This window comes from Chitinilyticum piscinae (assembly GCF_015223195.1).
In the GTDB taxonomy this organism is placed as follows: domain Bacteria; phylum Pseudomonadota; class Gammaproteobacteria; order Burkholderiales; family Chitinibacteraceae; genus Chitinilyticum; species Chitinilyticum piscinae.
This window is the reverse complement of the sequence record NZ_JADFUA010000004.1, coordinates 105211-131766: the sequence shown is the minus strand read 5'-3', so window position 1 is coordinate 131766 and position 26556 is coordinate 105211. Positions and strand designations below refer to the sequence as shown.

At 59.6% G+C, this 26556-nt stretch carries 26 protein-coding genes; 6 read left to right on the top strand and 20 right to left on the bottom strand.

Going from position 1 to position 26556, the window contains the following annotated elements; genetic code table 11:
- From bamA to INR99_RS08500, 13 genes are all read right to left on the bottom strand, one after another.
- The gene (gene bamA, locus INR99_RS08560) at positions 1–2286 is read right to left on the bottom strand and encodes an outer membrane protein assembly factor BamA (protein WP_194115926.1); all 2286 of its coding nucleotides are present in this window, start codon (positions 2284–2286) and stop codon (positions 1–3) included.
- A gap of 26 nt (positions 2287–2312) precedes the next feature.
- Positions 2313–3656: an RIP metalloprotease RseP gene (gene rseP, locus INR99_RS08555; RefSeq protein WP_194115925.1), complete on the bottom strand. Its 1344-nt coding sequence runs from the start codon at positions 3654–3656 to the stop codon at positions 2313–2315.
- Positions 3650–4855 carry a 1-deoxy-D-xylulose-5-phosphate reductoisomerase gene (gene ispC / locus INR99_RS08550; RefSeq protein WP_194115924.1) on the bottom strand — a complete coding sequence of 402 codons (1206 nt, stop codon included), beginning with the start codon at positions 4853–4855 and terminating at the stop codon, positions 3650–3652. The genes rseP and ispC overlap by 7 nt, the downstream gene beginning before the upstream one ends.
- 17 nt (positions 4856–4872) lie before the next feature.
- Positions 4873–5712 carry a phosphatidate cytidylyltransferase gene (locus INR99_RS08545; RefSeq protein WP_194115923.1) on the bottom strand — a complete coding sequence of 280 codons (840 nt, stop codon included), beginning with the start codon at positions 5710–5712 and terminating at the stop codon, positions 4873–4875.
- Positions 5712–6485, bottom strand: coding sequence for an undecaprenyl pyrophosphate synthase (gene uppS / locus INR99_RS08540; protein WP_194115922.1), 774 nt, complete (start codon positions 6483–6485; stop codon positions 5712–5714). Before uppS ends, INR99_RS08545 begins: the two co-directional genes overlap by 1 nt.
- Before the next feature lie 13 nt (positions 6486–6498).
- Positions 6499–7056 carry a ribosome recycling factor gene (gene frr / locus INR99_RS08535; protein WP_194115921.1) on the bottom strand — a complete coding sequence of 186 codons (558 nt, stop codon included), beginning with the start codon at positions 7054–7056 and terminating at the stop codon, positions 6499–6501.
- 68 nt (positions 7057–7124) lie between these two features.
- Complete coding sequence (pyrH, locus tag INR99_RS08530; RefSeq protein WP_194115920.1) at positions 7125–7844, bottom strand: UMP kinase; 720 nt, start codon at positions 7842–7844, stop codon at positions 7125–7127.
- Between the two features lie 104 nt (positions 7845–7948).
- On the bottom strand, positions 7949–8833 hold the full coding sequence (gene tsf, locus INR99_RS08525) for a translation elongation factor Ts (RefSeq protein ID WP_194115919.1): 885 nt from the start codon (positions 8831–8833) through the stop codon (positions 7949–7951).
- A 92-nt stretch (positions 8834–8925) separates the two neighbouring features.
- Positions 8926–9648, bottom strand: a complete 723-nt coding sequence (gene rpsB, locus INR99_RS08520) for a 30S ribosomal protein S2 (protein ID WP_194115918.1) — start codon at positions 9646–9648, stop codon at positions 8926–8928.
- Between the two features lie 161 nt (positions 9649–9809).
- Complete coding sequence (locus tag INR99_RS08515) at positions 9810–10610, bottom strand: hypothetical protein (protein WP_194115917.1); 801 nt, start codon at positions 10608–10610, stop codon at positions 9810–9812.
- Positions 10607–11572 carry an MlaD family protein gene (locus INR99_RS08510; RefSeq protein ID WP_194115916.1) on the bottom strand — a complete coding sequence of 322 codons (966 nt, stop codon included), beginning with the start codon at positions 11570–11572 and terminating at the stop codon, positions 10607–10609. The genes INR99_RS08515 and INR99_RS08510 overlap by 4 nt, the downstream gene beginning before the upstream one ends.
- On the bottom strand, positions 11559–12116 hold the full coding sequence (locus tag INR99_RS08505) for a hypothetical protein (protein ID WP_194115915.1): 558 nt from the start codon (positions 12114–12116) through the stop codon (positions 11559–11561). Before INR99_RS08505 ends, INR99_RS08510 begins: the two co-directional genes overlap by 14 nt.
- Positions 12113–12823 (bottom strand): ABC transporter permease, encoded by a 711-nt coding sequence (locus tag INR99_RS08500; protein WP_194115914.1) that lies wholly within the window; start codon positions 12821–12823, stop codon positions 12113–12115. Before INR99_RS08500 ends, INR99_RS08505 begins: the two co-directional genes overlap by 4 nt.
- Positions 12824–12882: 59 nt before the next feature.
- Between INR99_RS08500 and crcB the strand changes: the two genes are divergently transcribed.
- The 4 genes from crcB to INR99_RS08480 all read left to right on the top strand — a co-directional run bounded on the left by crcB (position 12883) and on the right by INR99_RS08480 (position 16486).
- Positions 12883–13272 (top strand): fluoride efflux transporter CrcB, encoded by a 390-nt coding sequence (crcB, locus tag INR99_RS08495; RefSeq protein WP_194115913.1) that lies wholly within the window; start codon positions 12883–12885, stop codon positions 13270–13272.
- A 1-nt stretch (position 13273) separates the two neighbouring features.
- A complete protein-coding gene (locus INR99_RS08490) occupies positions 13274–13588 on the top strand; it encodes a DUF190 domain-containing protein (RefSeq protein ID WP_194115912.1) in 315 nt (104 codons plus the stop codon).
- Positions 13589–13705: 117 nt separating this feature from the next.
- Positions 13706–14659: a thioredoxin-disulfide reductase gene (trxB, locus tag INR99_RS08485; protein ID WP_194115911.1), complete on the top strand. Its 954-nt coding sequence runs from the start codon at positions 13706–13708 to the stop codon at positions 14657–14659.
- Positions 14660–14914: 255 nt separating this feature from the next.
- Positions 14915–16486, top strand: a complete 1572-nt coding sequence (locus INR99_RS08480) for an AbgT family transporter (protein ID WP_194115910.1) — start codon at positions 14915–14917, stop codon at positions 16484–16486.
- A gap of 78 nt (positions 16487–16564) precedes the next feature.
- Here INR99_RS08480 and guaA read toward each other — a convergent pair whose 3' ends face one another.
- The 6 genes from guaA to INR99_RS08450 all read right to left on the bottom strand — a co-directional run bounded on the left by guaA (position 16565) and on the right by INR99_RS08450 (position 23756).
- Positions 16565–18142: a glutamine-hydrolyzing GMP synthase gene (guaA, locus tag INR99_RS08475; RefSeq protein ID WP_194115909.1), complete on the bottom strand. Its 1578-nt coding sequence runs from the start codon at positions 18140–18142 to the stop codon at positions 16565–16567.
- 151 nt (positions 18143–18293) lie between these two features.
- Positions 18294–19847, bottom strand: a complete 1554-nt coding sequence (locus INR99_RS08470; protein WP_194115908.1) for an aldehyde dehydrogenase family protein — start codon at positions 19845–19847, stop codon at positions 18294–18296.
- Between the two features lie 99 nt (positions 19848–19946).
- The gene (locus INR99_RS08465) at positions 19947–21065 is read right to left on the bottom strand and encodes a saccharopine dehydrogenase family protein (protein ID WP_194115907.1); all 1119 of its coding nucleotides are present in this window, start codon (positions 21063–21065) and stop codon (positions 19947–19949) included.
- Entirely contained in the window at positions 21062–21865 is an 804-nt protein-coding gene (locus INR99_RS08460) for a DUF1338 domain-containing protein (protein WP_194115906.1), read from the bottom strand. The genes INR99_RS08465 and INR99_RS08460 overlap by 4 nt, the downstream gene beginning before the upstream one ends.
- Before the next feature lie 257 nt (positions 21866–22122).
- A complete protein-coding gene (dacB, locus tag INR99_RS08455; protein ID WP_194115905.1) occupies positions 22123–23553 on the bottom strand; it encodes a D-alanyl-D-alanine carboxypeptidase/D-alanyl-D-alanine endopeptidase in 1431 nt (476 codons plus the stop codon).
- Positions 23547–23756: an oxidoreductase-like domain-containing protein gene (locus INR99_RS08450; protein WP_194115904.1), complete on the bottom strand. Its 210-nt coding sequence runs from the start codon at positions 23754–23756 to the stop codon at positions 23547–23549. The genes dacB and INR99_RS08450 overlap by 7 nt, the downstream gene beginning before the upstream one ends.
- Positions 23757–23948: 192 nt before the next feature.
- On the opposite strand from INR99_RS08450, the gene dnaX reads away from it, so the two are divergent.
- Both dnaX and INR99_RS08440 read left to right on the top strand, forming a co-directional pair.
- The gene (gene dnaX / locus INR99_RS08445; protein WP_194115903.1) at positions 23949–25667 is read left to right on the top strand and encodes a DNA polymerase III subunit gamma/tau; all 1719 of its coding nucleotides are present in this window, start codon (positions 23949–23951) and stop codon (positions 25665–25667) included.
- 53 nt (positions 25668–25720) lie between these two features.
- Positions 25721–26050 (top strand): YbaB/EbfC family nucleoid-associated protein, encoded by a 330-nt coding sequence (locus INR99_RS08440; protein ID WP_194115902.1) that lies wholly within the window; start codon positions 25721–25723, stop codon positions 26048–26050.
- 60 nt (positions 26051–26110) lie between these two features.
- Here INR99_RS08440 and INR99_RS08435 read toward each other — a convergent pair whose 3' ends face one another.
- Positions 26111–26545 (bottom strand): DUF4124 domain-containing protein, encoded by a 435-nt coding sequence (locus tag INR99_RS08435; RefSeq protein ID WP_194115901.1) that lies wholly within the window; start codon positions 26543–26545, stop codon positions 26111–26113.
- Positions 26546–26556 lie beyond the last annotated feature (11 nt).

Here is a 26556-nt window from a genome sequence, read left to right as displayed (position 1 = left end):
TTAGAAAACCTGACCAAGCTGGAACTGGAAGTTCTCAACCTTGTCATTTTCCTTGTCATTCAGCGGCTGGGCATAGATCAGCTTGATCGGGCCGATGGGCGACATCCACGTGAAGCCGACACCGGCAGAGTAACGGATTGCCTCTGTATCCAGTTTTTCCCCAGCACCATAAATCGCACCTGCATCAATGAAGGCGCTCAGGCGCATTGACTTGTCATCCTTGATGCCAGGAACCGGGGTCAGGATTTCGAAGTTGTTCACAAAGCGGCGGTTGCCACCCATGCTGTCGTTGTTCTCGTCGCGAGGACCTAGACTACCGGATTTGTAACCTCGCACCGAGCTCACACCACCAGCAAAGAAATTCTTGTAGAACGGCAATTCACCATTTCCGTAGCCATCGCCATAGCCGATTTCGAAATTCCACATGAAGGTGAGATCATCCACTGGCGATGCAAAGAAACGGTTCTGCAACGAGGCTTTGTAGTACTCGATCTCTGAGCCCGGGATTGCCGCCATGAGCGAAGCCTTGAAAAGGTTGCCTTTGGTGGCATAGGTCGCTGAATCGCGCGTATCAGAGGCGAATGTCAGGCTTGCCGTGTATTCCTGGCTATCCTCACCCCAGCGCCCGACAAAATCCTGGATGTACTTTGGCGTTTTGCTGTTGGTAATCAGCGTAAGATCTTCATAATCCAGACGGAACTGGAGATTATTGTAATCACTTACCGGGAAGCCGAACGACAAACCGCCGCCCAGCGAATTGGTCTGATAGTCCCCTTGTTCCAGATCATTGGCACTTGGGTCAGATTTTTTCGAGAAGACACCCCAACCGAACGAAACACCATCCGGGGTGAAATAGGGATTATTCACATTGAAGGAATAAACCTGATTGGTCTGGCTGGTATTGGCCTCAATGGTTACTTTCTTGCCGCTTCCTAGAAAGTTGGCCTGGGACAGGCTGGCCATGATGATGAAACCTTCATCCTGGCCATAACCGGCACCAATATTGAAGTTACCGGTTTTTTTCTCGGCAACCCGGACATTCAGGTCAACCTGATCGACCGCATCAGGAACTGCAGCGGTATCCAGATTTACTTCGGAAAAATAATCAAGCTGTTGCAGTCTCTCCTTGGAGCGCTTGATCTTGGCAAGATCATACTGCGCCGACTCAATCTGGCGCAGTTCACGACGGATCACTTCGTCTTTAGTCAGGGTATTGCCGGAAACGTTGATACTTCTGACGTAAGTTTTTTTACCTGGATCGACGAAAAAGGTGAATGCGACAGTGTGTTTCTCTTTATCTACTTCGGGGACCGGATTGATATTGGCAAAGGCATAGCCATTTTCTCCCAGCTTCTGGCTGAGTTGGCTGACGGTCTGGCTTACTTTGGTGCGAGAGAAGATCTCGCCGGATTTGACCGCGACCAGCGGCAGCATTTCACTTTCTGGCAAGAGATAATCACCTGCCAGCTTTACGCCGGAAACCTGATAGCGTTCGCCTTCCTTGATATTAACGGTGAGAAACATCTCGGTCTTGTCATCGCTCAGCGCCACCTGCGTCGAGACAATTGCGAAATCCAGATATCCGCGATCCATGTAGAACGATTTCAGTTTTTCCAGATCGGCAGCCATCTTCTGCTTGGAATACTGATCCGAGCGGGAATACCACGTCATCCAGCCCGAGGTGGTCTGCGACATTTCATCAAGCAGATCTCCCTCGGAAAAAGCCTTGTTGCCAACGATATTGATCTGTTTGATGCGGGCAACATCCCCCTCGGAAATATCCAGCTCGATCCCGACCCGATTGCGATCCAGCTTGGTTACTGTCGGGGTAATGATTACCGAATAGCGCCCCCGGGCATAATACTGTTGCTTCAGTTCGTTAACCGCAGCATCAAGGGTGTCGCGCTGGAAGATACGACCTTCAGCCAGATTCTGGCCTTTCAGTGCGGTCTTGATCTGATCCTTTTCCAGCAATTTGGCACCATTGACGTTGATCTGGGCCACGGTCGGGCGCTCTTCTACCGTGATGATGATCGTGTCTTTGTCCGTTTCAATACGCACATCATTGAAGAACCCGGTACCAAACAGAGCCTTGATCGAGTCCTTGGCCTTGCCTTCATCGAAGGTTTCCCCAACGCGTACGGGCAGATAGTTGAAGACGGTACCCGGATCGGTACGTTGCAGCCCCTCAACCTTGATATCGGAAACGGTAAAGGCATCGAAGGCATAAGCTGCAGGCGTACCCAGAGCTGCCATCAGCAGCACAAACATCGGCTTGAATTTCATGTGTGAGATTCGATTCTTGGTTGTGGCTAGCCACTAATCAGGCGATTAATGTCGTTATAAAAGGCAAGGGCCATCAGGCCGAGCAGCAGAGCGATACCAAGCCGCTGCCCCCATTCCATGCACCAGTCCGGCAAAGGCCGTCCGCGTAACAACTCGGCGGTATGATACAGCAAATGTCCGCCATCCAGCACAGGGATGGGAAGCAGGTTCAGAATGCCCAGACTCAGACTGATGAAAGCAATGAATTGCAGATAGGCCAGTAGACCGACCGAAGCACTCTGCCCTGCATATTCTGCAACACCGACCGGCCCGCTCACCTGTTTGAGTGAGGCTTCACCAGTAATCAGTTGCCCGATCATCTTGATGCTGAGCTTTGTCATTTCCCAGGTATGGCGCCCCGCTCTGATCAGCGACTCGCCAAAATCACTGCGATCATCAAACCGAATAGACTGGGTATCCAGTGGGTCATAGCGAGCTGATAGCCCTATGCGCCCATACCCCCCTGATGTATCAGTAACTAACTCAGGCAGAACGGGTAGATTCAGCAACTCGCCCTGCCTTTGCACGCGCAAAACAATCGTTTTGCCAGCTGCTGAACGGATATACCCATGAAACGCGCTCCAGCCAGTCAGCCCATCACCATTCACGGCGAGGATTCGATCACCAGGCCGAATCCCGGCGCGCTGGGCCGCACCACCGGCTGTTACATCACCAACCAGCCCTTTCCAGGCATGAAGCGAAATGCCCAGCGTTTGCAATACATTGGCCTCGTAAGCTTTCTCGCCAAGCGCACTCATGCCAAGAACAACCACATGGCGTGCGCCCTGACTTGTCTGCACCAGCACGGGAAGTGCGGGCTCATTGGCATGCGCAAGCAGCTTCGGTTGGGCATCTTCCCAGCTCTCAACGGGCTCGCCGGCAATCGCCAGTAAACGATCACCCTGCTGGATGCCCGCCGCAGCGGCAACACTGCCTGGCTGCACTTCGCCAATGACCGGCCGGTGCGCTGGCACCCCCACCATGAATAGCGCGGCAAACAGCAGCCATGCCAGCAGAAGATTGGCAACCGGACCGGCAATCACAACGGCAATTTTCTGCAATGGGTGCTTGCCGGAAAACGAACCCGAGGCGAGCTTGCCGGCTGCATCAGCGTGCTCGCCCTCGCCTTGCATCTGGACAAAACCGCCCAGCGGGATCATCGCAATCTGCCAAGTGGTTTCGCCTCGGCGCCAGGTCATGAGTGGCTTGCCAAATCCGATCGAGAACTTCAGTACGGTCACCCCGCAGCGTCGGGCGACCCAGTAGTGACCGTACTCGTGAATCGTCACCAGTATGGCAATCATCAATACAAAGGCTGCGATGGTCAGCATGCCAGAGCAACCATCGCAACCGCGGCAGATTGACGCGCAAGCTTGTCTGCCTCTAGCAACTCGGCAAGCGAATCTGCGGGCAAGCCGCCGTGTTCGGACAGGGTCGCTTCAATCAGGCGCGGGATATCAGTGAAGCGGACACGGCCTTGCAGGAATGCCGCAACGGCCACTTCGTTGGCAGCATTCAGCACAGCCGTGGCGGCACCACCCGCTGCCAGCGCCGCATAAGCCAGCGCCAGACAGGGGAAACGCTGCAGGTCGGGCTCTTCGAAATCGAGCCGGCCGACTTCGAATAGATTGAGTCTGCTGACTCCGGTCGCAATGCGATGGGGATAGGCCATTCCGTAAGCAATCGGAATACGCATGTCAGGGCAGCCCAGCTGCGCAAGAACAGAGCCATCGACGTATTCGACCATCGAATGAATCACACTCTGCGGATGAACCACAACCTTGATCCGGGATGCCGGTGCATTGAACAGCCAGTGCGCCTCGATAACCTCGAGCCCCTTGTTCATCATGCTCGCCGAATCAACCGAAATTTTTTGCCCCATCGACCAATTCGGATGGCGGATGGCCTCTTGTGGAGTCACCGCAGCCAGTTCACTCAACAATCGCGTACGGAATGGCCCGCCGGAGGCAGTTAGCAGCAGGCGGTTGATGCCGGCTTCTTCGAGTGAGGATGCATAGGGGTTTTCACGGAAATTGCTTGGCAACACCTGATAGATGGCATTGTGTTCGCTATCGATCGGCAGCAACTCGGCACCGCCTTCCCGAACCGCATCCATGAACAATTGCCCCGCAAGAACCAGCGTCTCCTTGTTGGCAAGCAATACCCGTTTTCCGGCACGTGCAGCGGCCAGTGTGGCAGGCATGCCCGCCGCCCCGACAATTGCCGCCATCACGGTATCGACATCCGCCAGAGTCGCTACCTGCTCCAGCGCCTGCGTACCGCACAAGACTTCTGTCTCGCAGCCTGAGCGACGCAGGAGTTGCCGCAGCGTTTCAGCGGCATGCTCATCAAGCACAACTGCAAAACGCGGAGAGAATTCAGTACAGGCGGCAGCAAGCTTGTCCAATTGCGTTGAGCCCGTCAGGGCAACAACCTGATAGCTCTCGGGGTGCTGACGAACAAGATCCAGTGTACTGCCGCCTATGCTGCCAGTTGCCCCTAGAATGGTCAGGCGACGTGTTGCGCTCATTTTCTTGTTTGCACTCATCAGGAAGGAAGCGAAAGAAGGAAGGATAGAACCAGGATTGCAAAAGCAACCGGAAGCATGGCCAGCAGACTGTCGATCCGGTCAAGCACCCCCCCGTGGCCGGGAAGCAAATTGCTGCTGTCTTTCATTCCTGCCTGGCGCTTGTACAAGGACTCGAGCAGGTCGCCGATGACACTGACAGCAAGCAGCAACACTGCCACAACGATCCAAAGAAGGATTTGCGCGACTGGAGTAACAAAATGCTCACTCACCGGGAATAGCAGAGGCTTTCCGGGTAGCAAGAGCACATAGGAAATCACGGCTACTGCGGCCCCCAGGACGCCCTCCCAGCTCTTGCCAGGACTGATGCTGGGCGCCAATTTATGCCTGCCGAAGGCTTTGCCGGAAAAATAGGCCGCTGAATCTGCCACCCACGCAATGGCAAGCACAGCTAGCATCTGCCAAGGGTTATCCCTAAAAAGGGCCAGCACCAGCGTCGCCGGCAGAAGAAGCGACCAACCCAGCAGGACATTCATCAGTCCAGCATTACGCAACTGCCATTTGAAACGCAGCCATACTGGAGCCAGCAACAGCCAGAATAGCGAAGCTGCAATCAGCATCGCTGCCATCATGGCCATGCCGGGCTGAAAGCGGATCAACAATGCGGCAATCAGTGCGGTCAGTCCGGGATAGGCCGCGCGCACAATGCCGGTAAAGCCTGCAAGGCGAGCCCACTCCCAAGCGGCCAGCCCCGCCAGCAATGCACACAGCAACTGCCAGGGCGCAGAAGGCAGCCAGAACAACGCGCCAAAAAACACCGGCAGCAAAACCAGTACAGTAAGAATTCGGGTTTTAAGCATCAGTCGGCAGACCTTTCCTGCCCGGGGGGGAGTTGCTCGCTGATTCTGCCAAACCGCCGCTCCCTGCCCTGATACCAGTCAAGGGCATCAAGCAGCGCGGAGCGATCAAAGTCAGGCCAGGCCAGGTCGGTAAAATACAGCTCGGTATAGGCAAGCTGCCAGATCAGAAAATTGCTGATGCGCTGTTCGCCACCCGTGCGGATGAACAGATCGGGCTCTGGCGCATAGGCCATAGCCAGATGCGGCGCAAGATCCTGCTCCGTGATGGATTCTGCATCAAAATCGCCGCTGGCGAGCAATTGCTGCATGGCGTTCAGCACATCCCAGCGACCACCATAATCAGCAGCAACTGTCAGGGTCAGTCCGGTGTTGCCTGCGGTACTAACTTCGGCTTCTTCGATCAATCGCACCAGCTCGGGGGCAAAATGAGTGCGATTGCCAATGATCTTCAGCCGGATATTGTTGCGCTGCATCTTTCCAACTTCGTGCTGCAGCGCCTGCAGGAACAGTCCCATCAGGAAGGTCACTTCATCCGGAGGGCGGCGCCAGTTTTCGCTGGAAAAAGCGAATACCGTCACGAAACGGACTCCCAGCTCATCACAAGTTCGGATTACTTCACGGAGTGTTTCCACGCCCTTCTTGTGCCCGTAGACGCGAGGCATCAAGCGCTTCTTGGCCCAGCGTCCATTGCCATCCATGATGATGGCAATGTGCGCCGGAACCTTTCTTGCGTCAGCTGGAATTTCCTGGGTACTACTGGAAAACAGCGCCATACCGTTCGCAGCCTCAGACTGCCATCAGTTCCTTTTCTTTTTCGGCCAGCTGCTTGTCGACTTCCGCGATGTATTTGTCGGTCAGCTTCTGGATGTCGTCCTGGGCGCGACGCTCGTCATCCTCGGAGATATCCTTGTCCTTGAGCAGGCGCTTGAGCTGGTCATTGCCATCACGTCGTACATTGCGCACGGCAACGCGAGCCTCTTCGGCTTCAGCGCGAACCACTTTCACCAGATCCTTGCGACGCTCTTCGGTCAGCATGGGCATCGGGACACGGATCACATCGCCATTAGCAGCCGGATTCAGCCCCAGATCGGAATCGCGAATCGCCTTCTCGATCTTGGCGACCATTGGCTTCTCCCAGGGCTGTACGGAAAGGGTCCGTGCATCCGATGCAGTCACATTGGCAACCTGGCTCAGCGGAACCATGCTGCCGTAGTAATCAACCTGAACCTGGTCCAGAAAGCCGGGGTGGGCACGGCCTGTACGGACCTTGCCCAGATTGTTGCGCAGTGTCTCAACGGACTTCTGCATTTTGGATTCGGTCGTCTGTTTGATGTCTGCAATCATTTCTTATTCCTCGCTACAACAAAAACAGGCGGACCAAGTCCGCCTGCGAGTATTCGGGCGTGACAAAATCAGCAGTGTACCAGCGTACCCTCGTCTTCCCCAAGTACGACGCGCTTGAGCGCGCCCTGCTTGAAGATGCTGAAGACGCACAGGTTCATCTTCTGGTCACGGCACAGCGCAAACGCGGTGGCGTCCATCACCTTCAGATTGCGGCCAATCGCCTCGTCAAAGGTCAGGGTGTGATAGCGCACGGCATCCGGATTCTTTTTCGGATCATCCGTGTAGACACCATCAACCTTGGTGGCCTTGAGAACGATGTCCGCCCCCACTTCCATTCCACGCAATGCAGCGGCCGTATCCGTGGTAAAGAACGGATTGCCGGTACCGGCACCAAAAATGACTACCTTGCTTTCTTCCAGATACTGGATCGCCTTGCCGCGGATGTACGGCTCGGCCACCTGCTGGATGGTCAGCGCGGATTGTACGCGCGATACGATGCCGGCGTGGCGCATGGCATCCTGCAGCGCCAGTGCATTCATCACGGTCGCCAGCATGCCCATGTAGTCGGCCGTTGCACGATCCATCCCGGCTGCGGCCGGAGCCACGCCACGGAAAATATTGCCACCGCCGATCACCACAGCCACTTGCACACCCAGATCAACGACGGACTTCACTTCCTGCACGATACGTTCGATCGTCGCACGGTTGATGCCATAACTGTCATCACCCATCAGCGCCTCGCCAGAGAGCTTCAGGAGGATGCGTTTGTATTTGGGGGCTTGGCTCATGTGTTTATCCTTGTCAATTGGTGGGTAGCCTTAGCAGCGAAGTGCGGTCGTACAAACGCCGCGCGAACCCGCGCGGCGTTGTTTACTTCTTGATAGCTCAAAAATCAGAGCTTGGCAGCTGCAGCAACTTCAGCCGCGTAATCCACAACTTTCTTCTCGATGCCTTCGCCAACAACGATCAGCGCAAAGCGATTGACCGAGGCGGACTTGGACTTGATCAGTTGCTCGATGGTCTGCTTGCCGTCTTCGGCCTTCACGAACACCTGGCTCAGCAGGGTCACTTCCTTCAGGAACTTGTTGACCGTGCCTTCGGCAATCTTGTCCAGCATCTCACCAGACTTGCCGGCTTCCTTGGCGCGCTCGATGGCAACGCGACGCTCGGTTTCGATCAATTCCGCATCAACACCGGATGCATCCAGAGCCTTCGGCTTGCTCGCAGCAATGTGCATGGCCAGATCCTTGCCCAGTTGCTCGTCACCGCCAGTGATGTCAACCAGCACGCCCAGCTTGGCACCGTGCAGGTAAGCGGCCAGCTGACCTTCAGTGGTGTAGCGCTCAAAACGACGCAGGGTCATGTTTTCGCCCAGCTTGGCAATCGCAGCCTTGCGCACATCTTCAACGGTTTCACCGGAATCGGTAACGCAAGCGGCCAGTGCTTCGATGTCTGCCGGGTTGTGATCAGCAACAGCCTTGGCCGCAGCCTTGGCGAAAGCCACGAAGGTCTCGTCCTTGCCGACGAAGTCGGTTTCGCAATTTACTTCGATGATGGCGCCCAGCTTCTTGTCGTCGCTGATGTAAGCAGTAACCACGCCTTCGGCGGCGGTACGACCGGCCATCTTGGAGGCCTTGTTGCCGGACTTCACGCGCAGCAGTTCTTCAGCTTTCTTTACATCGCCTTCACATTCAACCAGTGCCTTCTTGCACTCCATCATGCCCAGGCCGGTCATTTCGCGCAGTTCAGCAACCATTGCTGCGGTAATTTGTGCCATTTTCAAACTCCAGTTCTTTGATGATTCGTTAGGGGTTTGGCGATCAAGAAAAAGGGGCTTGCGCCCCTTTTTCGATCAGCCGGTCAAGCCGATTACTCCGCCGCGGCTTCAGCGGAAGCTGCAACAATTTCCTGCACCGACTGGTTACGGCCTTCCAGGATCGCATCAGCGATACCGCGGGCGTACAGGCGGATAGCACGGGAAGAGTCATCGTTACCCGGGATGATGTAGTCGATGCCTTCCGGGCTGTTGTTGGTATCAACAACACCGATAACCGGGATGCCCAGCTTCTTGGCTTCGACGATGGCACCCTTCTGGTAGCCAGTATCGATCACGAACAGCGCGTCCGGCAGGCCGCCCATATCCTTGATACCACCCAGGGAACGCTCGAGCTTTTCAACTTCGCGAGTGATGTCCAGCAGTTCCTTCTTGCCGTAGCCGTTGTTTTCATCGGCCAGCACTGCCTTCAGGTCGTTCAGACGCTTGATGGACTGCTTTACGGTCTTGTAGTTGGTCAGCATGCCGCCGAGCCAGCGGTGGTCAACGAACGGAGCGCCTGCGCGTGCTGCTTCTTCAGCGACAATTTCGCGAGCTGCGCGCTTGGTACCAACAAACAGGATGTTACCCTTGTTGGCGGACAGACGGCGCACGAAAGTCAGTGCGTCGTTGAACATCGGCAGGGTCTTTTCCAGGTTGATGATGTGAATCTTGTTGCGTGCGCCGAAGATGAATTGACCCATCTTCGGGTTCCAGTAACGGGTTTGGTGGCCGAAGTGTACGCCGGCTTCCAGCATATCGCGCATGCTAACAGACATTTAAAATCTCCAGATTTGTCACAAGGTTAGGACTACCTTCCGCAGGAACGCCGCCGCCTGTTGCGGCCCGCGCACCCGTGACGATGCGGAAGGGAGATTGACCCGCACCGAACCATTCGGCGCAGAAAACGCGGGATTATAAGCGCAGCAGCACAGAAAACTCAAGCACCGGCGCAGGTTTTTGCCGGATAGGCACGGCAGAGGCTATCCAGTCGGCGCCTGCTTTCCCGCTCCAGCACGGCATCCCCCTGTGCGCCGGCAATTTCGGCTTGCAGCCGGTAATCATCAATGAGCCAGAGTGGCTCGCCCAACTGGCGATCCATCCGAATGGCTTCGGCAATTGCAATCGCCGCCCCGGCGACATCCGTCTGGCGCAACAGGACTTCGGCACGCATGCGCAGGGCATGCGAGCGCTCTGCCGCCGGAGATTCCGCATCAGCGAGCACCGGTGCAATCAGCGCCAAGGCTCCTGCATGGTCACCGGACTGCAGCAACTGGCGGGCGCGGACATTGGCCGCGGCTGCACGCCATGCACAGCGCTGCTGACAAAATTGCGTAGCCTGCAGCCAGGCTGTCTCGCCATCCGGCAGCCCCGCCGCCAGCGCTACGCGCGCCTCAAGCAGCGCAGCCTGAGCTCGCAACTCTTCAGTAATCAGGGTATCGCCACGCACTCCTTGTATCTGCTGGTACGCAGAAGCATACTCCTGCCCCCGGAGCAGCAGCGTGGTCAGGGAAAGTCTTGCTCTGGCCTGGGCTGACCAGTCATCCAGCAATTGCGATGCCTGCTGGTAATACTGCCACTCCTCGATCGCAGTCTGCCAGCGGCCTGCCTGCTCGGCGGCCAGTGCCGCCGACAGCGAGCGCTGCTGCTGCTGAACCAGCGGCGGAGGACTGGTTGCCGGAGGGCTGGCGCAGGCAGACAGTGCTGCGAGCGATAAAACCATCAACAAGCTACGCATCATGGCCGGCTCTCCGGAACAAATGCCGGCAGCGGAGTCGGCGCAAGAATCGTGCTCAAGGGCCAGATCTGCTGTACGCCACGCACAGTGATACCGGCATCGCGGATCAGCTCGTCGGTATTGCGCAACATGCCTGGCACCCGCGGCGCCACGGTCTCGCCTGTCTGGCGCAACACCTTCATGGTGGCGCTCGCATCGTCGGCCGCAGCTCGCAGGCTACCCACTCCCGAAGCGGCATCCGTCATGATCCCGGGCAAACGCTCCTCAACGCCGCTGGCCATGCGGTCTGCGCGCTGCAGCAAATCACGCGCCCCCACCAGCGTCTGGCGCACCTCACCTTCGCTCAGTCTGTTGAGATTGGCCAGCAAGGCATCCAGCTGCTGCCGGGTCTGCTGCAGCTCAGACGTCATCTGCTGCAGATTGGCCATGGTTTTGCGGACATCGCCCTTGGGGTCGTTCACATAGGTCATGGTCTGCTGGAATTCGTCCAGCAGGGGCAAGGTGCGGTTGCGCAGGTCCTGGGCGATATCGGACAGGCCCATTGCCGGCACAAATGTCAGCTCGCCGTTTTCAGCCAGCTGCGGCGCCTTGTTTGTCCCTCCGGCAATTTCGATGAAATGATCACCGACCAGCCCGTCCTGCTGCAGGATCGCCAGCGCATCGGCGCGCACCCATTTCATGTAGCGTGTTTCAATCAGCAGCGTCACATCCACCTTGGCTTCGCTATTGAGCTGAACGTCATCGATGACGCCGATACGAAAGCCGGAAAGGCGCACCTGCAGCCCCGGCAGCAGCCCGGTGCCGTTTTCGGCAACCAGATGCACCCGGGTCTTGTCTTCAAAGAGGCCGCTGCGCTCACCGAGAAAGCCTGCCAGCAGCACCAGCATCCCCAGCAGCACCACGCCAGTCAGACCCACCCGCCATCCCAGCAGACGAAAACGCGGATCACGATCACGCATCAGCATTCGTCACCACCCCCTGTTTGATCCTGTTCCATAGTTCGGCGGCGTCAAGCCCGGTCTCCAGCTCCGCAAACCCCTCCGCAGGTGCGCCATGCGACACCACGAGCAAGGGTATATTCTGCGCATGCCTCATGTAGAGCGCCGCCAGATCACCGCCATGCCCTAAGAGGCGCCACCACTCGGCATCGGCCACCAGCGCAGCCGGTTGCAGTAGCAGACCCCGCAGCAGTTGGGCTACCCGCCGGTCCGCTGCGGAAAGCGCCTGCGGCAGACTGCCTGTGAACTGCTGCTGGCGGGCCTCATCCCAATCCAGCGCCTCCAGCATGCCGCCCACGTGTGACTCGAAGGCATCGGGCGATTCCGAAAAATGGTACCACGCCGGCAATGCCAGGTTTTCCCAGACCCGCAGATTGCTGATCAACACCGCATGTCCTTCCACGGCGGCTACACGACCACCAGCGAACTCCTGGAGGCTGGCCATCAGAGCGGCAACACCGTGCTCAATACTCTCCTGTGGCGGCAGTTGCAACCAATAGCGTCCGTTCATCGCAACAAAGCCCACAGCAAATCCAGAATGAAGAGACTACCCATGCCGTGCATGACTGCCATCGACGTCGCCCGGGGCACCTCCGTCGGCAAGGCCGCCACCGACAGACCACTGCGGCACGCCAGGAACGCCGCGACCAGACCGAAGCTGAACGACTTGGCCGGCAGCAGCAGCACGGGCTGCCAGGACAACACCCGTTCCAGCGTCACCAGTTGATAGCTGACATGACTGCCCGCCGCCACCAGCAGGCCGGCAGTGAGTGCCGACAGCGCCATGCAGGCCGAGAGCAACATGCAGGCTAACGCCATCCCGAGCAGGCGGGGCAGCAGCAGATACGTTGCAATATCGATATTCATCAGGCGCAGTGCACGAAATTCGCCATGCATGCGCATGTTGGCCAGCTCGCTCGCCACTGCCGACGAGGAGCGCGCGATCATCACCAGCGCCGCCAGCAGCGGCGCCAGCTCGGCAAAGGTCAGCGAGCCAAGCAGGCGCAACGCCGTATCGCGGCTCTGTCCATACTGGACATGCAGCAGGGTGACCACAATCGCCCCCAGCGCGAAGCCGATCAGCGCGATCAGCAGATACGCCTCATTGGCAGTGAAATAAATCTGCTTGAACAGCACCCGGCGCACCGCCGGCAGGCGCAAGGCTCCCAGCCTGCGGAATACGCCCCAGACCGGAATGGCCACGTCGGTATTTTGCAAGCCCCACCCCTTTGGCTGCAGGTTATAATCCACCCATTCTATACCGACTCCTGTCAGCCATGTCGCCCCTTGCCTTTCTGCTTATCGGTGTTGGTGCCGCCTGCGGCGCCTGGCTGCGCTGGCTGCTGGGCCTGTTCATCAACCCGCTTTTTCCGGCCATCCCGCTCGGAACACTCGCCGCCAATCTGCTGGGGGGCTACCTCATGGGAATTGCGCTGGGGACTTTCCAGCTCTGGCCTTCGCTCAGCCCCGAGCTGCGCCTGATGATTACCACCGGCTTTCTGGGTGGACTGACCACGTTTTCCACCTTTTCCGCCGAGACAACCACCATGCTGCTGCGCCAGCAGCTCGGCCTGGGGCTGGGCACGATTGCCCTGCATGTCTGCGGCTCGCTGCTGCTGACCTGGTTCGGCCTGATGACCGTGCAGTTTTTATTCCAGAGGGGCTGAGATGGAGCTTCTGCGCTTTTACCTGCAACAGAACCAGCGGCATGGCAGCATGCCCACCTATCAATGGCTGCTGCAGCAGGCCCACCAGCTTGGCGCCTCCGGCGGGACGGCCTTTCATGCGCTGGGTGGCTTCGGCCGTCACGGCTGGCATCAGCAGAGCTTTTTCGAGCTAGCGGGAGATATTCCGGTTGCCGTGGAAATTGTTGCTGAAGCCGAGCTTCTTGATACCCTCATCCGTATTACAACGGAGGCAGCGATTACCATACCGTGGCTACGCATACCCGTAAGACACGGCTACACAGGACCGGCGGCCTGACGTTCTATCGCGCTTATTGCATTTTTCGATTAGGTCCGCATCTCTTAAAGCAATTACACTTTCGCCCGATTCATGCCGGCACGACTGCCGGCGGACAGACACCACCAGGAGGAACACATGGCCAGTATCCATCACCCGCTGCTGATTCTTGGCTCCGGCCCCGCCGGCTACACCGCCGCCGTTTACGCGGCTCGCGCCAACCTGAAGCCGGTCGTCATCACTGGCATGGCCCAGGGTGGCCAGCTGATGACCACTACCGAAGTGGACAACTGGCCGGCCGACGCGGACGGCGTACAGGGGCCGGAACTGATGGCGCGCTTCGAAAAGCATGCCCGCCGTTTCGGCACCGAGATCATTTTCGATCACATCCATACCGTTGATCTGCAATCCAGCCCGAAAAAGCTGATCGGCGACGCCGGCGAATACACCTGCGATGCGCTGATCATCGCGACTGGTGCCTCGGCGCAATACCTCGGCCTGCCCAGTGAAGAAGCCTTCATGAGCCGTGGTGTTTCCGCTTGCGCAACCTGCGACGGTTTCTTCTACCGCGGCCAGAAAGTGGCCGTGGTTGGCGGCGGCAACACCGCCGTTGAAGAAGCACTGTATCTGGCCAACATCGCCGAGCACGTCACACTGATCCACCGCCGTGACACCTTCCGCGCCGAAAAGATCATGGTCGATCACCTGATGGAAAAGGTCGAGGCTGGCAAGATCAGCCTGGCGCTGGACAGCACGCTGGATGAAGTACTGGGCGACAACACCGGCGTCACCGGTGTGCGCCTGAAGTCGACCAAAGACGGCAGCACCCGTGAACTGGCACTGACCGGCGTGTTCATCGCCATCGGTCACAAGCCGAATACCGACATTTTCAAGGGTCAGCTCGACATGGACGAAACCGGCTACCTGATCACCAAGGGCGGTCGTGACGGCAATGCCACTGCCACCAGCGTCGCGGGCGTGTTTGCTGCCGGTGACGTACAGGACCACATCTATCGTCAGGCTGTAACCAGCGCAGCTTCCGGCTGCCAGGCAGCACTGGATGCGGACCGTTATCTGGAAAGCCTGCGCTAAGCAGAAGGCAAACCGGTGCAAAAAACCCGCCACGGCGGGTTTTTTGCTGTCTATCCAAATAATACCCATAATGGTATTTACACGGGGGCTTTTATATAAAAATGCTGCATGCATATACCCCGCGTCATAATTCCATCGGTGCGCTGATCCAGATCAGATCGACGCCATTGGCCGGGGTGGCGAAATCCTGAATGGTTACATTCCGATACAGGCAGGCAAACTGCAGGAAACCGGATATTGCCCACAGGAGCCCGCATGCCCCACAGTCACGTTCTTGAGCCCACCCCCGCCAGGCCGGCCTCGCTGACCAATCGCCTGCTCGATGGCATCGAGCGGGTTGGCAACGCCCTGCCTGATCCCGTCACGTTATTTGTACTGCTCTGCCTGGTCGTCGTACTGGGCAGCCACTGGGCCGCAAGTACCGGCATGAGCGTCATCAAGCCGGGCACTGACGACGTGATCACGCCGGTGTCGCTGCTCAGTGCCGCCACCCTACAGCAATGGCTGGTCGACGCCCCGAAACATTTCGCCACCTTTCCGCCACTCGCTACCGTGCTGGTAGCACTGATCGGGGTCGGCGTTGCCGAGCGCAGCGGGCTGCTGGGCACCGTCCTCGCCCGTATCGTCATGTGCGCACCGCGGCGACTGATGACCCCGATTGTTGTGCTGGTCGGCATCATGTCCAACCTGGCCTCCGACGTCGGCTATGTGGTCGTCATCCCGCTGGCCGCCATGATCTTCGCCAGCGCCGGCCGCCACCCGCTGGCCGGGCTCGCGGCGGCCTTTGCCGGTACATCGGCGGGCTTTTCGGCCAATCTGCTGGTATCCACGCTCGATCCCTTACTGGGCGGGCTAACCGAAGCCGCCGCACACCTGATCGACCCGGCCTGGCAAGTCAGCGCCCTGGCCAATTACTACTTCATGGCCGCATCGGCCATCGCCCTGACGGCGGTTGCCTGGTATGTCACCGACCGGATCATCGAGCCTCGCCTGCCTCAATGGCAGGGCAACGCAGGCGCAGCCGATACACCGCGAGCCGATGCGGCAAGCCGTGCAGCCGAACAGCGCGGCCTGCGTGCGGCGGGGCTGGTCGCCCTGCTGACCACCGGCCTGCTGCTGGCCCTGTGGCTGCCCGAAGGCGGCATCCTGCGCGACCCGGTCAAGGGTACGCTGCTGCCCTCGCCTTTCATTAATGGCATCGTCGTGGTCATCATGGTGGTTTTCCTCCTGCCCGGCATTGCCTATGGGCTGGCGGCCGGCAGCATGCGCAATGACCGCGACGTTGCACGCGCCATGGGTGATTCACTCTCCGAAATGGGCTACTACCTGGTGATGGTGTTCTTCGCGGCCCAGTTCATCGCCCTGTTCGGCCAGAGCAAGCTGGGCGTACTGCTGGCCGTCAACGGCGCAGAGGCCATCAGTGCCAGCGGCCTTTCCGGCATGCCGTTGCTGCTGACCTTCGTGCTCTTCACCGCCGCAGTCAATCTGGTCATCGGTTCTGCCTCGGCCAAATGGGCCTTGCTCGCGCCTATTTTCGTGCCAATGCTGATGCTGCTGGGCTTCACCCCGGAAGCCACCCAGCTGGCCTACCGCATTGGTGATTCGGTCAGCAACATCATCAGCCCGATGATGGTGTATTTCCCCATCGTGCTGGTTATGGCCAAGCGCTACCTTCCCGAATATGGCCTCGGCAGCCTGATCACCCTGATGCTGCCGTATTCGCTCGCCTTTACGCTGGCTTGGTCACTGCTGATGACGGTATGGATCGGTCTGGACATCCCAATCGGCCCCGGGATTGCCATCCATCTGCCGACAACACTGCACTAAACGTAAATGCCGAAAAACAAAAAGCGCCTTGAAGGCGCTTTTTGTTGCGGGACAGGCTGATTGCCTATACCTAAACGATCATTCCCACTCGATCGTCGCCGGCGGCTTGCCGGAAACGTCGTACACCACGCGGTTGAGACCACGCACTTCATTGATGATGCGGTTGGACACACGGCCCAGCAGGCTGTAGGGCAGCTCGGCCCAATGCGCCGTCATGAAGTCGCTGGTCACCACGGCACGCAGTGCCACCACATAATCGTAGGTGCGGCCATCGCCCATCACGCCAACGGACTTCACCGGCAGGAAGACCGCAAAGGCTTGCGAGGTGAGGTCGTACCAGGTCTTGCCAGTCTTTTCATCCACCGTGTTGCGCAGCTCTTCGATGAAGATGGCATCGGCGCGACGCAGCAGGTCAGCGTATTCCATCTTCACTTCGCCCAGAATGCGCACGCCCAGGCCCGGGCCCGGGAAGGGATGGCGATACACCATTTCATGCGGCAGACCGAGGGCCACGCCCAGCTGGCGCACTTCATCCTTGAACAGTTCGCGCAGCGGTTCCAGGAGCTTGAGGTTCATGTCGTCCGGCAGGCCGCCGACGTTGTGGTGGCTCTTGATTGCATGGGCCTTCCCGGTCTTGGCGCCGGCCGATTCGATCACGTCCGGGTAGATGGTGCCCTGCGCCAGCCACTTGGCGGTGGTCAGCTTGCCCGATTCCTGCTGGAACACTTCGACGAATTCGCCGCCGATGATCTTGCGCTTCTTCTCCGGATCGGTGACGCCAGCCAGCTTGCCCATGAACTGCTCGGTTGCGTCGACGCGGATCACTTTCACGCCCATATTGCGCGCGAACATGTCCATCACCATGTCGCCTTCGTTCAGACGTAGCAGGCCGTGATCGACAAATACGCAGGTAAGCTGGTCGCCGATCGCGCGGTGGATCAGCGCAGCCGCCACCGAGGAATCGACGCCACCGGACAGGCCGAGAATCACTTCCTCATCGCCCACCTGCTCGCGGATTTTCTTGATGGCTTCGTCGATGTAGTTCGGCATGGTCCACGACGGCGTAGCATCACACACGTGCAGCACGAAGCGATGGATCATCTCGCTGCCGCGCTTGGTGTGGGTCACTTCCGGGTGGAACTGCACGGCGTAGAAATGGCGCGCCTCGTCGGCCATCGCGGCCACCGGGCAGGACGGGGTTTCGGCAATCACCTTGAAGCCTTCCGGCAGCGCGGTGACCTTGTCGCCGTGGCTCATCCAGACGTCCAGATAACCATTGCCGGCATCGTCGACGCGATCCTGCAGGCCTTCGAACAGCTTGGAATGGTGACGCGCCTGGATTTCGGCATAGCCAAACTCGCGCTTGTCCCCGCTTTCCACCTTGCCACCCAGCGTCTGCGCCATGAACTGCATGCCGTAGCAGATACCCAGCACCGGAATGCCCAGCTTGAACAGCTCGGCAGTGGCCTGATAGTCGGATTCGTACACCGAGTTCGGACCGCCGGACAGGATGATGCCCTTGGGGTTGAACGCCTTGATGTCGTCGATCGACATGTCAAACGGGTGCAGTTCGCAATAAACGTGAGCCTCACGTACGCGACGCGCGATCAGCTGGGTGACCTGGGAGCCGAAGTCCAGAATCAGAATCTTGTCCATGCCGGGCAATTCCTGGTGGTGGAGAAAAATAGCCCGCCATTCTACGCCATCATGCTCCTTTGCTCCAGCCAGCGTGCCGCTTGCCACAGCAAAACAAGGACTTGGCCAAGGCAGCAGGCCGCAAAGCAGCCTGTTTCCCGCGACTGCAACCTCATTCTGCAGCAGGCAGACCGAACACCACGCCCTGCGCCAGCGGCAAGGCCTGGCCAAGATTCAGGGTATTGGTGGTGCGACGCATGTAGCACTTCCAGGCATCCGAGCCGCTTTCACGCCCTCCCCCCGTGAGCTTTTCGCCACCGAATGCACCGCCGATCTCCGCCCCCGACGTTCCCGTATTGACATTGGCCAGCCCGCAATCCGAGCCTGCAGGGCCGATGAACTGCCCCAACTCGTGCAGATCATTACTGAAGAGCGCAGATGACAGCCCCTGCGCGACGGCATTGTTGAGCGCAATCGCTTGATCGAATTGCCGGTAGCCAAGTACATACAGGATCGGGGCAAAGGTTTCCTGCATCACAATGCCCGTCTGGGCCGGCATGGCCATGATCGCCGGACGTACATAGGCGCCGTCCGGTAGTCCGCAGGGCAGCGGCTCATTGCCGGTCAGCAGTTCGCCACCTTCAGTCTGCGCCTGAGCCAGTGCGGCCTGCATGCGTGAGCGTGCATCCTTGTTGATCAGCGGACCGACCAGTACGCCAGGCTGGCGCGGGTCTCCAATGGCCAGGCTGCGATAGGCATTCACCAGCCGGGACAATAACTGCGGCAGAACCGACTGATGCACGATCAGCCGGCGCAAGCTGGTGCAGCGCTGACCGCAGGTGCCCGCCGCGGCAAAGACGATTGCGCGGCTGGCCAGTTCCAGATCGGCCGAAGGCGTGACAATCGCGGCATTGTTGCCGCCCAGTTCCAGCAGGGTACGCGCAAGACGTTTGGCTGCCAGGCGGGCGACTGCAAGCCCCATTGCGCACGATCCGGTCGCCGAAATCAGCGCTACCCGCGGATCATTTACCAGCTGGCTACCGGTCGTAGCGTCCCCGTTCACCAGCTGGCACAGCGCCGGCGGTGCGGCGCAGTCGGCCAGCGCTTCGTTTACCAGCTGCTGTACCGCCAGCGCACACAGCGGGGTTTTCTCTGACGGTTTCCAGATCACCGCATTGCCGCACACCAGCGCCAGCATGGCATTCCACGCCCAAACGGCCATTGGAAAATTGAACGCGGTAATCACCGCCACCACACCCAGCGGCTGCCACTGCTCCAGCAGCAGATGCGCGGGGCGTTCACTGGCAATCGTCAGGCCGTGCAACTGGCGCGACAGGCCAATGGCGAAATCGCACATGTCCAGCCATTCCTGTACCTCGCCATCCGCCTCGCTACCGATCTTGCCGGATTCCAGCGTAATCAGCGCCGCCAGCGCCGTGCGGCGCTCGCGAACCTTCTCCGCAATCGTGGCCACCATCTGGCCGCGCTTTGCCGCAGGTATCAACCGCCATTCTTTATAGGCGGCTGAACCCAGAGAAATACCGTGCAAAGTATGCGCATGTGTTGCCTGGGACAGCCAACCCAGCTCACTGGCATCAATCGGCGACTTCAAGGGATGGCGGGTATCGTCCGCGTAGTGTGCCAGCCCGCCAAGTACGGCCGCCGGCCAGCAGCCGGCCAGCTGCCAGTGCGCAATGCGGGTTTGCTGCCAAATGGATTCGCCCATGCTGCCCCCTCTTGCCATACAACCTGAATAACACCTGCCAGCTACGACAGCCCGCCATACTGGCTGGAACAGCTCACCAAATACCCGGCCCACCAGCATTCATACCGGAATTTCCTCAGCCAGCCGCGGCACGTCGTAATGACGACCAAAGCGGTTGGCCAGGAAATCCATCAGCCGTACATCTTCCTGCCGGATAAAGCCGGTATCGGGCAGCTGGCCAGCCAGATGCAGATCGATCACCGCTGCCGCGCTTGCTGCGGTGGTCAATTGGATCGCGCTCCAGGGCTGGCCGTGATAACTGCTGTGGTAAATTTTGCGGGCATCGCTGATCTGGCGGAATTGCCCGTCCAGCTGGCCGGAAACGGATACAACGACAAGCACCAGATCCTGCAGCGTGATCGGCACAGCCTCTTCGAGGATTTTCTTCAGCATCTGCCGGTGTGCGCGGTCGCGACCCAGCCGCAGACCATTGACCAGAAAATCGATCAGGTCGCGGTGGCCGGGATAGCGAACGGTCTTGTAGTCCATTTCCTGCACCTGGCCGGCCAGCGTTTCGCACAGCGTGCCCAGCCCGCCCGAGGTGTTGAAGGCCTCGTACTCCAGCCCGTCCAGCGCAAAATGCTCCAGCCCTTCCAGCGCATGCACTGTGGTCAGCCGTCCGTGGCGGATGGCCTCGCAGGCATTGCAGTATTCATTGATCAGCCCGTCGGTGGACCAGGTCAGGTTGTACTTGATGCGGTTGTCCGGATACTGCGGCAAGGCCCCGACGCGCATCTTCACCGTATCAATCTCGCTGAAACGGCTGGCGATGTCGGCCGCCAGAATGCCGATAAACCCCGGCGCCAGCCCGCATTGCGGCATGAACACCTGCCCCGCCCGGCTGGATGCGGCCATGCGGCGGATTGCCTGCGTGGTCGCGACATCCTCGGTCAGATCGAAATAGCTGATCCCTGCGCCCAGCGCCGCCCGGGCAATCCGGGTATTCACATCAAAGCTGGCGGCCGAAATCACGGCATGCTGCCCCTGCATGGCCTCGGCCAGGGCGACCGGATCTCGCACATTCAGTACGCGGGTCTGGACTTCGCAATGCTGGCTCAGGCGAATCAAGGCTTCGGCGTCCCGATCTCCCACCGTCACGGCGTAATCGCCACAATCCGCCAGCAACCGCGCCAGGCTGGCGCCGATCTTGCCGGCACCGATGATCAAAAGCGGCGTCATGTTGGCCTCCGGTCTGTCGATTCGAAAATCCGGCTGGCACTGGCTGCAACAAAACCCTGATAGAGCCGGCCATCTGCCGCCGGATAGCGCCGGGCAAATTCGTAATAACAGGTCGGCACACTCAGGCAGACACCATCGGCAAAACTGTGCTTTTGCCGGTCGGCCAGCGTGCTGGCCTGCTCCAAGAGCTCGACCGGCGTGCCCTTGATCATCCCGCCCGAGGTATTCAGCGCAAATCCTGCTGCCTGAACCTGCTCGCACACCTCGGACAATGTCAGCAGCGGATCAAGCCGGTGTACCGCAATCGTGAAATGATTGGCCGTCATGCCATGCACAGCCAGCCAGGCTGCGTATTCGCTTTCCTGCGCCAGCGCCTCGTAATCCTGGCTAGCGAGGCCCGGCCACATCGGCCCCTCGCAGAATACCTGCGCATGTGTGGCCGCCTGTGGCGGAATCGCCGCCAGCAGCGGCGCCAGAATGGCCTGGCTGGCGGGGCTCAGCGCCGTGACATCCAGCTCGGACAAAAACACCAGCGGCGCATCGGGGTCCTCGTCACAGACATAGCCCCATGCGGCCAGATGTTTGTCGGGAAAGGCATACGGAGCATGGCGGCGATAGCCCAGTGCCAGCAGCCTGGGCTCCAGCTTATCCAGCGCCAGCGGCGTCGCCGCAAAGGTGCGAAAGGCCACATGGTCATTGATCACCGTCTCCCCGCCAAACAGCGCCCGGATCACCGGCGCCTGCGGCGTGAGCGCGGCATAGTGCAGCCACAATTCCCGGAAAAACGCTGCGCGATCCATAGTGGCACCTCCAGCAGAGCAGACCGATGCTCCGTGTCTGCACCCTAGTGCGCACCAGCAGCGCTCGCCAGCCGATTGCGTAAAAGCGGATGGCGAATGGACAGTCGTCGAGCCAATACCGTAAAGAGACCGGGCACCCCTCATGGATCAATGGCTTTCATGCACGGGAAATGCCGGATTCAACTCCATACCCGGCCACCCTCTAACGCACAATCCTTTGCCTGCATGAGCTGCACGGCAATACCCACACTGCTGCGTTACTGTCGGAATTCGCCCTTCTGCACACTACGGATCAGCGCGTCCAGTACCGGCGCACCTTTCACCGCATCGGCGTGGTTGAGCATCCCCACGACCACCCAGTTGCGGCCCTTGTCGTCCTGCACGAAGCCGGCAACCGCACGCACATCGCGCAAGGTGCCGGTCTTGATGTGGGCCCGGCCGGCTTCATCGGCCCCGGTCAGGCGTTTGCGCATTGTGCCGTCCATGCCGACCAGCGGCAGCGAAGCAACAAATTCGGCGGCCCAGGGGCTGCGCCAGGCACCTTGCAGCATATCGGCCATGTGGCGCGGGGAAATGCGCTCGCTGCGCGACAGGCCCGAGCCATTCTCCAGCACCAGTTCGGGGGCGGTGATGCCCTGCCCGGCCAGCCAGCCGGCAATGACCTGCGCGGCAGCCGCATCGGTCGCGCCGCCCTTGCCGCGCTGAGCACCGACGGTAAGGAAGAGCTGCCTTGCCATGACGTTATTACTGAACTTGTTGATGTCGCGGATGTTGGCGACCAGATCGGGGGAGCGTGTACTGGCGAGCACAATGGCGTTGTCGGGTACGACCTTGCCTGCGGGTTTTTCGGTCAGCGACGAACCCTTGCCGCCCTGGCCGTACCACAGGTACCAGAACAGCGCCTGCGTGTATTCACGGGCATTGAGTACCGGCACATAACGTTCAGCCTTGCAGCCCGGCGGCATTTCACCGATGAACTGGACAATGAATTGCGTGCCGCTCACCTGCCCGAAGCGCTGCTGCACACGGCGCGACCAGCTGACGCAGTCACCGCCGCTACCGATGGCCAGATCGTTGCTCACGCGCACCTGGTTCAGCGGAGGCTCGGTCACCAGTTTGACCTTGTCGCCGGTGCTGTCGAATGTTACCCGCACCGTGCGGAAGTTGCTGAGCAGTGCATCCGGCGGCACCAGGAAGGCCCGCTCGCTGTCGCCGTCATCGTCATATTCCTGAGGAAAAGCCAGCTCGCCGAAGGCACTGCCATCGAGCACAAGCGAGCCGCGGATATCCTCGACACCGGCATTGCGCAGCTCGCGCACCAGCAGCCACATGCGCTCGATCGTCAGCTTGGGGTCACCACTGCCACGCAGGTACAGATTGCCTTCCAGTACGCCGTTTACCGGCTTGCGATCGGCCAACAGCTCGGTCTGCCAGCTCCAGGTCGGCCCCAGCAGGTTCAGTCCGGCCCAGGTCGTGACCAGCTTCATCGTCGAAGCCGGGCGCATGCTTTCGTCAGCCCGATGATAAAAGGCCTTGCCGCCATCCAGCGGCAGCACGGCAACACCCAGTGCATCGGCCGGCAAGCCGGTGGCTTTCAGGCTTTGCTGCACACTGCCGGGCAGACCGGCTGCAGTAACCAGAACAGAAGACGCCAGCAATGCGCCAGCAAACAGGGTACGGATCAGCATGCCGGGTTCTCCGTCGGGGCTGGATTCGGGTGGCGAGCCTGCCAGGCCAGCAGGTCACGGCGATATTGCTGCAGGTCTTCGGAATAGGTGTCGAAGATGCAGGGGTTACAGCCGCTGGTGCAGCACGCTTCCAGCGGGGGCTCGATCGGTGGTTGCGGCATCGGGTCGCCGTCAGGCAGATCAATCGGATCAGGCAGGCTCATGCTGGTTCCTTGTTGACAGGCTGCGGGCGACACGGTTTCACATTCGCTGGTGCTAACAGCCAGACGATGTCACCCCGCAAATGCCCGCTATGGTACATGCGCACCGCACTGCCGTCGCAATCCGCCCACGGCTGCTGCGGCACATTTCGCACAGCTGCGATGTTCCTGGCGCATTCTGCTAGAATCGCCGCCATGGCCTATCAAGTACTCGCGCGCAAATGGCGCCCCCGCAATTTTGCCCAGCTCGTCGGGCAGGAACATGTCATCAAGGCACTCGCCAACGCGTTTGCCAATGAACGCCTGCACCACGCGTATCTATTGACCGGCACTCGCGGGGTGGGCAAAACCACCATTGCGCGCATCATGGCCAAGGCGCTCAACTGCGAAACCGGCGTCACTGCCGAGCCCTGCGGAGTTTGCTCGGCGTGCACGCAGATCGATGCGGGCCGCTTTGTCGACCTGCTGGAAATCGATGCCGCATCGAACACCGGCATCGACAATATCCGCGAAGTGCTCGACAACGCGCAGTATTCGCCCACCGCCGGCCGCTTCAAGGTCTATATCATCGATGAAGTGCACATGCTCTCGAAAAGTGCCTTCAATGCGATGCTGAAAACGCTCGAAGAACCTCCTGGCCATGTGAAATTCATCCTCGCGACCACCGATCCACAAAAAGTGCCGGTCACGGTGCTGTCGCGCTGTCTGCAGTTCTCGCTGCGCAACATGACGCCGCAACAGGTGATCTTTCACCTCGGGCGCGTGCTCGATACCGAGCAGATCACTTACGAAGCCGGTGCACTCAACCTGCTTGGCCACGCCGCGCATGGCTCGATGCGCGACGCTTTGTCGCTGCTGGATCAGGCCATTGCCTATGGTGCCGGCCAGGTCGAAGAAGCCGGTGTGCGCGCCATGCTGGGCGCGGTGGATCAATCGTATCTGTTTGAATTGCTGGATGCGCTGATCGCGCAGGATGGCGCTCGGCTGCTGGCCGGCGCGAATGCGATTGCCGCGCGCGGGCTCTCCTACGATGCGGCACTGCAGGAGCTGGCGCATCTGCTGCACCAGATCTCGCTGGCGCAACTGGTGCCAGCGGCCATCGCCGACGATCTGCCCATCCGCGACGACCTGCTGCGCATTGCTGCCGCCTGCAGCCCTGAAGACATGCAGCTGTATTACCAGATTGCCATTCACGGCCGCAACGATCTTGCGCTGGCCCCCGACGAGTATGCCGGCTTTACCATGACCCTGCTGCGCATGCTGGCCTTTGCCCCGGTTCCGGCCAGCCGCCTGCCGGCAGCCACTGGCCATGCGACGCAGGCAGCCAGCACTGCAGCGAACGTGAGTAGCGCTCCCGCTGCCGCAGTTGAAACAGCGCCAGCGGCCGAGTCGGCACCCGCCATGCAGCCCGGCATGATTCCGGTGCGCATGGCCGCACCCGAGAAAAATGATGGGTATGTAGCCACAGAGCAGCAGGAACAAAGCCCACCGGACAATACCCCGGAAATCAAGCCTGAGCCTACTCCCCGGCCCAGCACCTTTGACGGTGACTGGCCGGGCCTGCTCGCGCAATTACGACTTGGCGCGGCCGGTATGCTGGCACAACATGCCGAGCTGCTGAATTATGCTGACGATTGCTACTACCTGCGGGTTGCCGCGGAGCATCAGGCCGTTGCCACCCGCGACTTCCAGGAAAAGCTGCGCGAAGCCATCAGCGAGTATTTCGGCCGCCCGCAGCAGATCCGCGTCGACATCCAGCAGGCCACCGCGGAAACGCCGGCGCAGATTGCGCAGCGCGAGCGTGCCGCGCGGCAGGATGCCGCCATCGAAAGCATCCAGAATGACCCGTTTGTTCAGACACTGGTTCAGGATTTTGGCGGCACCGTGATCGCCGATTCGATTCGCCCCGTTTAAGCAACCCCGCGCCGGCCGCGAATGCCGGCACCATCAACACCAAGGAGTAAGCCATGTTCGGTAAAGGTGGCCTGGGCGCCATGATGCAGCAAGCCCAGAAAATGCAGGAAAACATGAAGAAAGCGCAGGACGAACTGGCGCAGATCGAAGTCGAAGGCCAGTCCGGTGCCGGCATGGTCAAGATCACCATGACCTGCGGTCATGTGGTCAAGCGCGTGGCACTGGATGACAGCCTGCTTTCCGATGACAAGGACATGCTGGAAGACCTGATTGCTGCTGCGTTTAACGACGCCCTGCGCCGTGTGGAAAGCACCACGCAGGAACGCATGGCCTCCGTGACCGCCGGCCTGCCGCTGCCGCCGGGAATGAAGCTGCCCTTCTAAGCGCCATCCGCACGAAAAAGCCCGGCAATCGCCGGGCTTTTTGCTGTAAAGAAACTGGTGTTACTGACAGTTCTTTTCCAGAAACTCGTTCTGCTTGCGGATTTCTTCCTGCTTCTTGGCTTCGTCGATGAATTCCATCTGGCCTTTTTCATTGGCCACATTCTTGTAGAGCTTCGAGCCCTTGAGGAAATCCAGCCGCTTGCGGGCGTCCGCACAACCGGGCCCGTTCGGATCTTTCTTGGCGGCAGCCGGTGCCGGTGCCGCAGCAGCTGGAGCAGATGCCGCAACAGCGCCCGAAGCCCCCTGCTTGGCTGCTGGAGGCGTAACTGCTGTAACGGCAGCATCTTTGGTGTTGACTACCTTGCCAGTGGTTCCCTTCGGGGGCGGCTGATCCGAATACTGGGTTACGCCATTGGCATCTTTCCAGGTGTAAATCTGTGCCTGTGCGGCCATGGCCAGACCTGCCAGGCCGATCAGCAGTGCTGCGCGTTTCATCACGGCAATCT

Bases quoted from the DNA above. Each gene is read 5' to 3' on its own strand.
- INR99_RS08505 (WP_194115915.1), bottom strand. From the start codon at position 12,116: ATGAACGGACGCTATTGGTTGCAACTGCCGCCACAGGAGAGTATTGAG.
- INR99_RS08460 (WP_194115906.1), bottom strand. From the start codon at position 21,865: ATGGATCGCGCAGCGTTTTTCCGGGAATTGTGGCTGCACTATGCCGCG.
- rseP (WP_194115925.1), bottom strand. From the start codon at position 3,656: ATGCTGACCATCGCAGCCTTTGTATTGATGATTGCCATACTGGTGACG.
- dnaX (WP_194115903.1), top strand. From the start codon at position 23,949: ATGGCCTATCAAGTACTCGCGCGCAAATGGCGCCCCCGCAATTTTGCC.
- rpsB (WP_194115918.1), bottom strand. From the start codon at position 9,648: ATGTCTGTTAGCATGCGCGATATGCTGGAAGCCGGCGTACACTTCGGC.
- INR99_RS08545 (WP_194115923.1), bottom strand. From the start codon at position 5,712: ATGCTTAAAACCCGAATTCTTACTGTACTGGTTTTGCTGCCGGTGTTT.
- dacB (WP_194115905.1), bottom strand. From the start codon at position 23,553: ATGCTGATCCGTACCCTGTTTGCTGGCGCATTGCTGGCGTCTTCTGTT.
- INR99_RS08465 (WP_194115907.1), bottom strand. From the start codon at position 21,065: ATGACGCCGCTTTTGATCATCGGTGCCGGCAAGATCGGCGCCAGCCTG.
- bamA (WP_194115926.1), bottom strand. From the start codon at position 2,286: ATGAAATTCAAGCCGATGTTTGTGCTGCTGATGGCAGCTCTGGGTACG.
- INR99_RS08470 (WP_194115908.1), bottom strand. From the start codon at position 19,847: ATGGGCGAATCCATTTGGCAGCAAACCCGCATTGCGCACTGGCAGCTG.
- crcB (WP_194115913.1), top strand. From the start codon at position 12,883: ATGTCGCCCCTTGCCTTTCTGCTTATCGGTGTTGGTGCCGCCTGCGGC.
- ispC (WP_194115924.1), bottom strand. From the start codon at position 4,855: ATGAGCGCAACACGTCGCCTGACCATTCTAGGGGCAACTGGCAGCATA.
- tsf (WP_194115919.1), bottom strand. From the start codon at position 8,833: ATGGCACAAATTACCGCAGCAATGGTTGCTGAACTGCGCGAAATGACC.
- pyrH (WP_194115920.1), bottom strand. From the start codon at position 7,844: ATGAGCCAAGCCCCCAAATACAAACGCATCCTCCTGAAGCTCTCTGGC.
- trxB (WP_194115911.1), top strand. From the start codon at position 13,706: ATGGCCAGTATCCATCACCCGCTGCTGATTCTTGGCTCCGGCCCCGCC.
- frr (WP_194115921.1), bottom strand. From the start codon at position 7,056: ATGATTGCAGACATCAAACAGACGACCGAATCCAAAATGCAGAAGTCC.
- guaA (WP_194115909.1), bottom strand. From the start codon at position 18,142: ATGGACAAGATTCTGATTCTGGACTTCGGCTCCCAGGTCACCCAGCTG.
- INR99_RS08435 (WP_194115901.1), bottom strand. From the start codon at position 26,545: ATGAAACGCGCAGCACTGCTGATCGGCCTGGCAGGTCTGGCCATGGCC.
- INR99_RS08510 (WP_194115916.1), bottom strand. From the start codon at position 11,572: ATGCTGATGCGTGATCGTGATCCGCGTTTTCGTCTGCTGGGATGGCGG.
- INR99_RS08490 (WP_194115912.1), top strand. From the start codon at position 13,274: ATGGAGCTTCTGCGCTTTTACCTGCAACAGAACCAGCGGCATGGCAGC.
- INR99_RS08515 (WP_194115917.1), bottom strand. From the start codon at position 10,610: ATGATGCGTAGCTTGTTGATGGTTTTATCGCTCGCAGCACTGTCTGCC.
- INR99_RS08450 (WP_194115904.1), bottom strand. From the start codon at position 23,756: ATGAGCCTGCCTGATCCGATTGATCTGCCTGACGGCGACCCGATGCCG.
- INR99_RS08440 (WP_194115902.1), top strand. From the start codon at position 25,721: ATGTTCGGTAAAGGTGGCCTGGGCGCCATGATGCAGCAAGCCCAGAAA.
- uppS (WP_194115922.1), bottom strand. From the start codon at position 6,485: ATGGCGCTGTTTTCCAGTAGTACCCAGGAAATTCCAGCTGACGCAAGA.
- INR99_RS08480 (WP_194115910.1), top strand. From the start codon at position 14,915: ATGCCCCACAGTCACGTTCTTGAGCCCACCCCCGCCAGGCCGGCCTCG.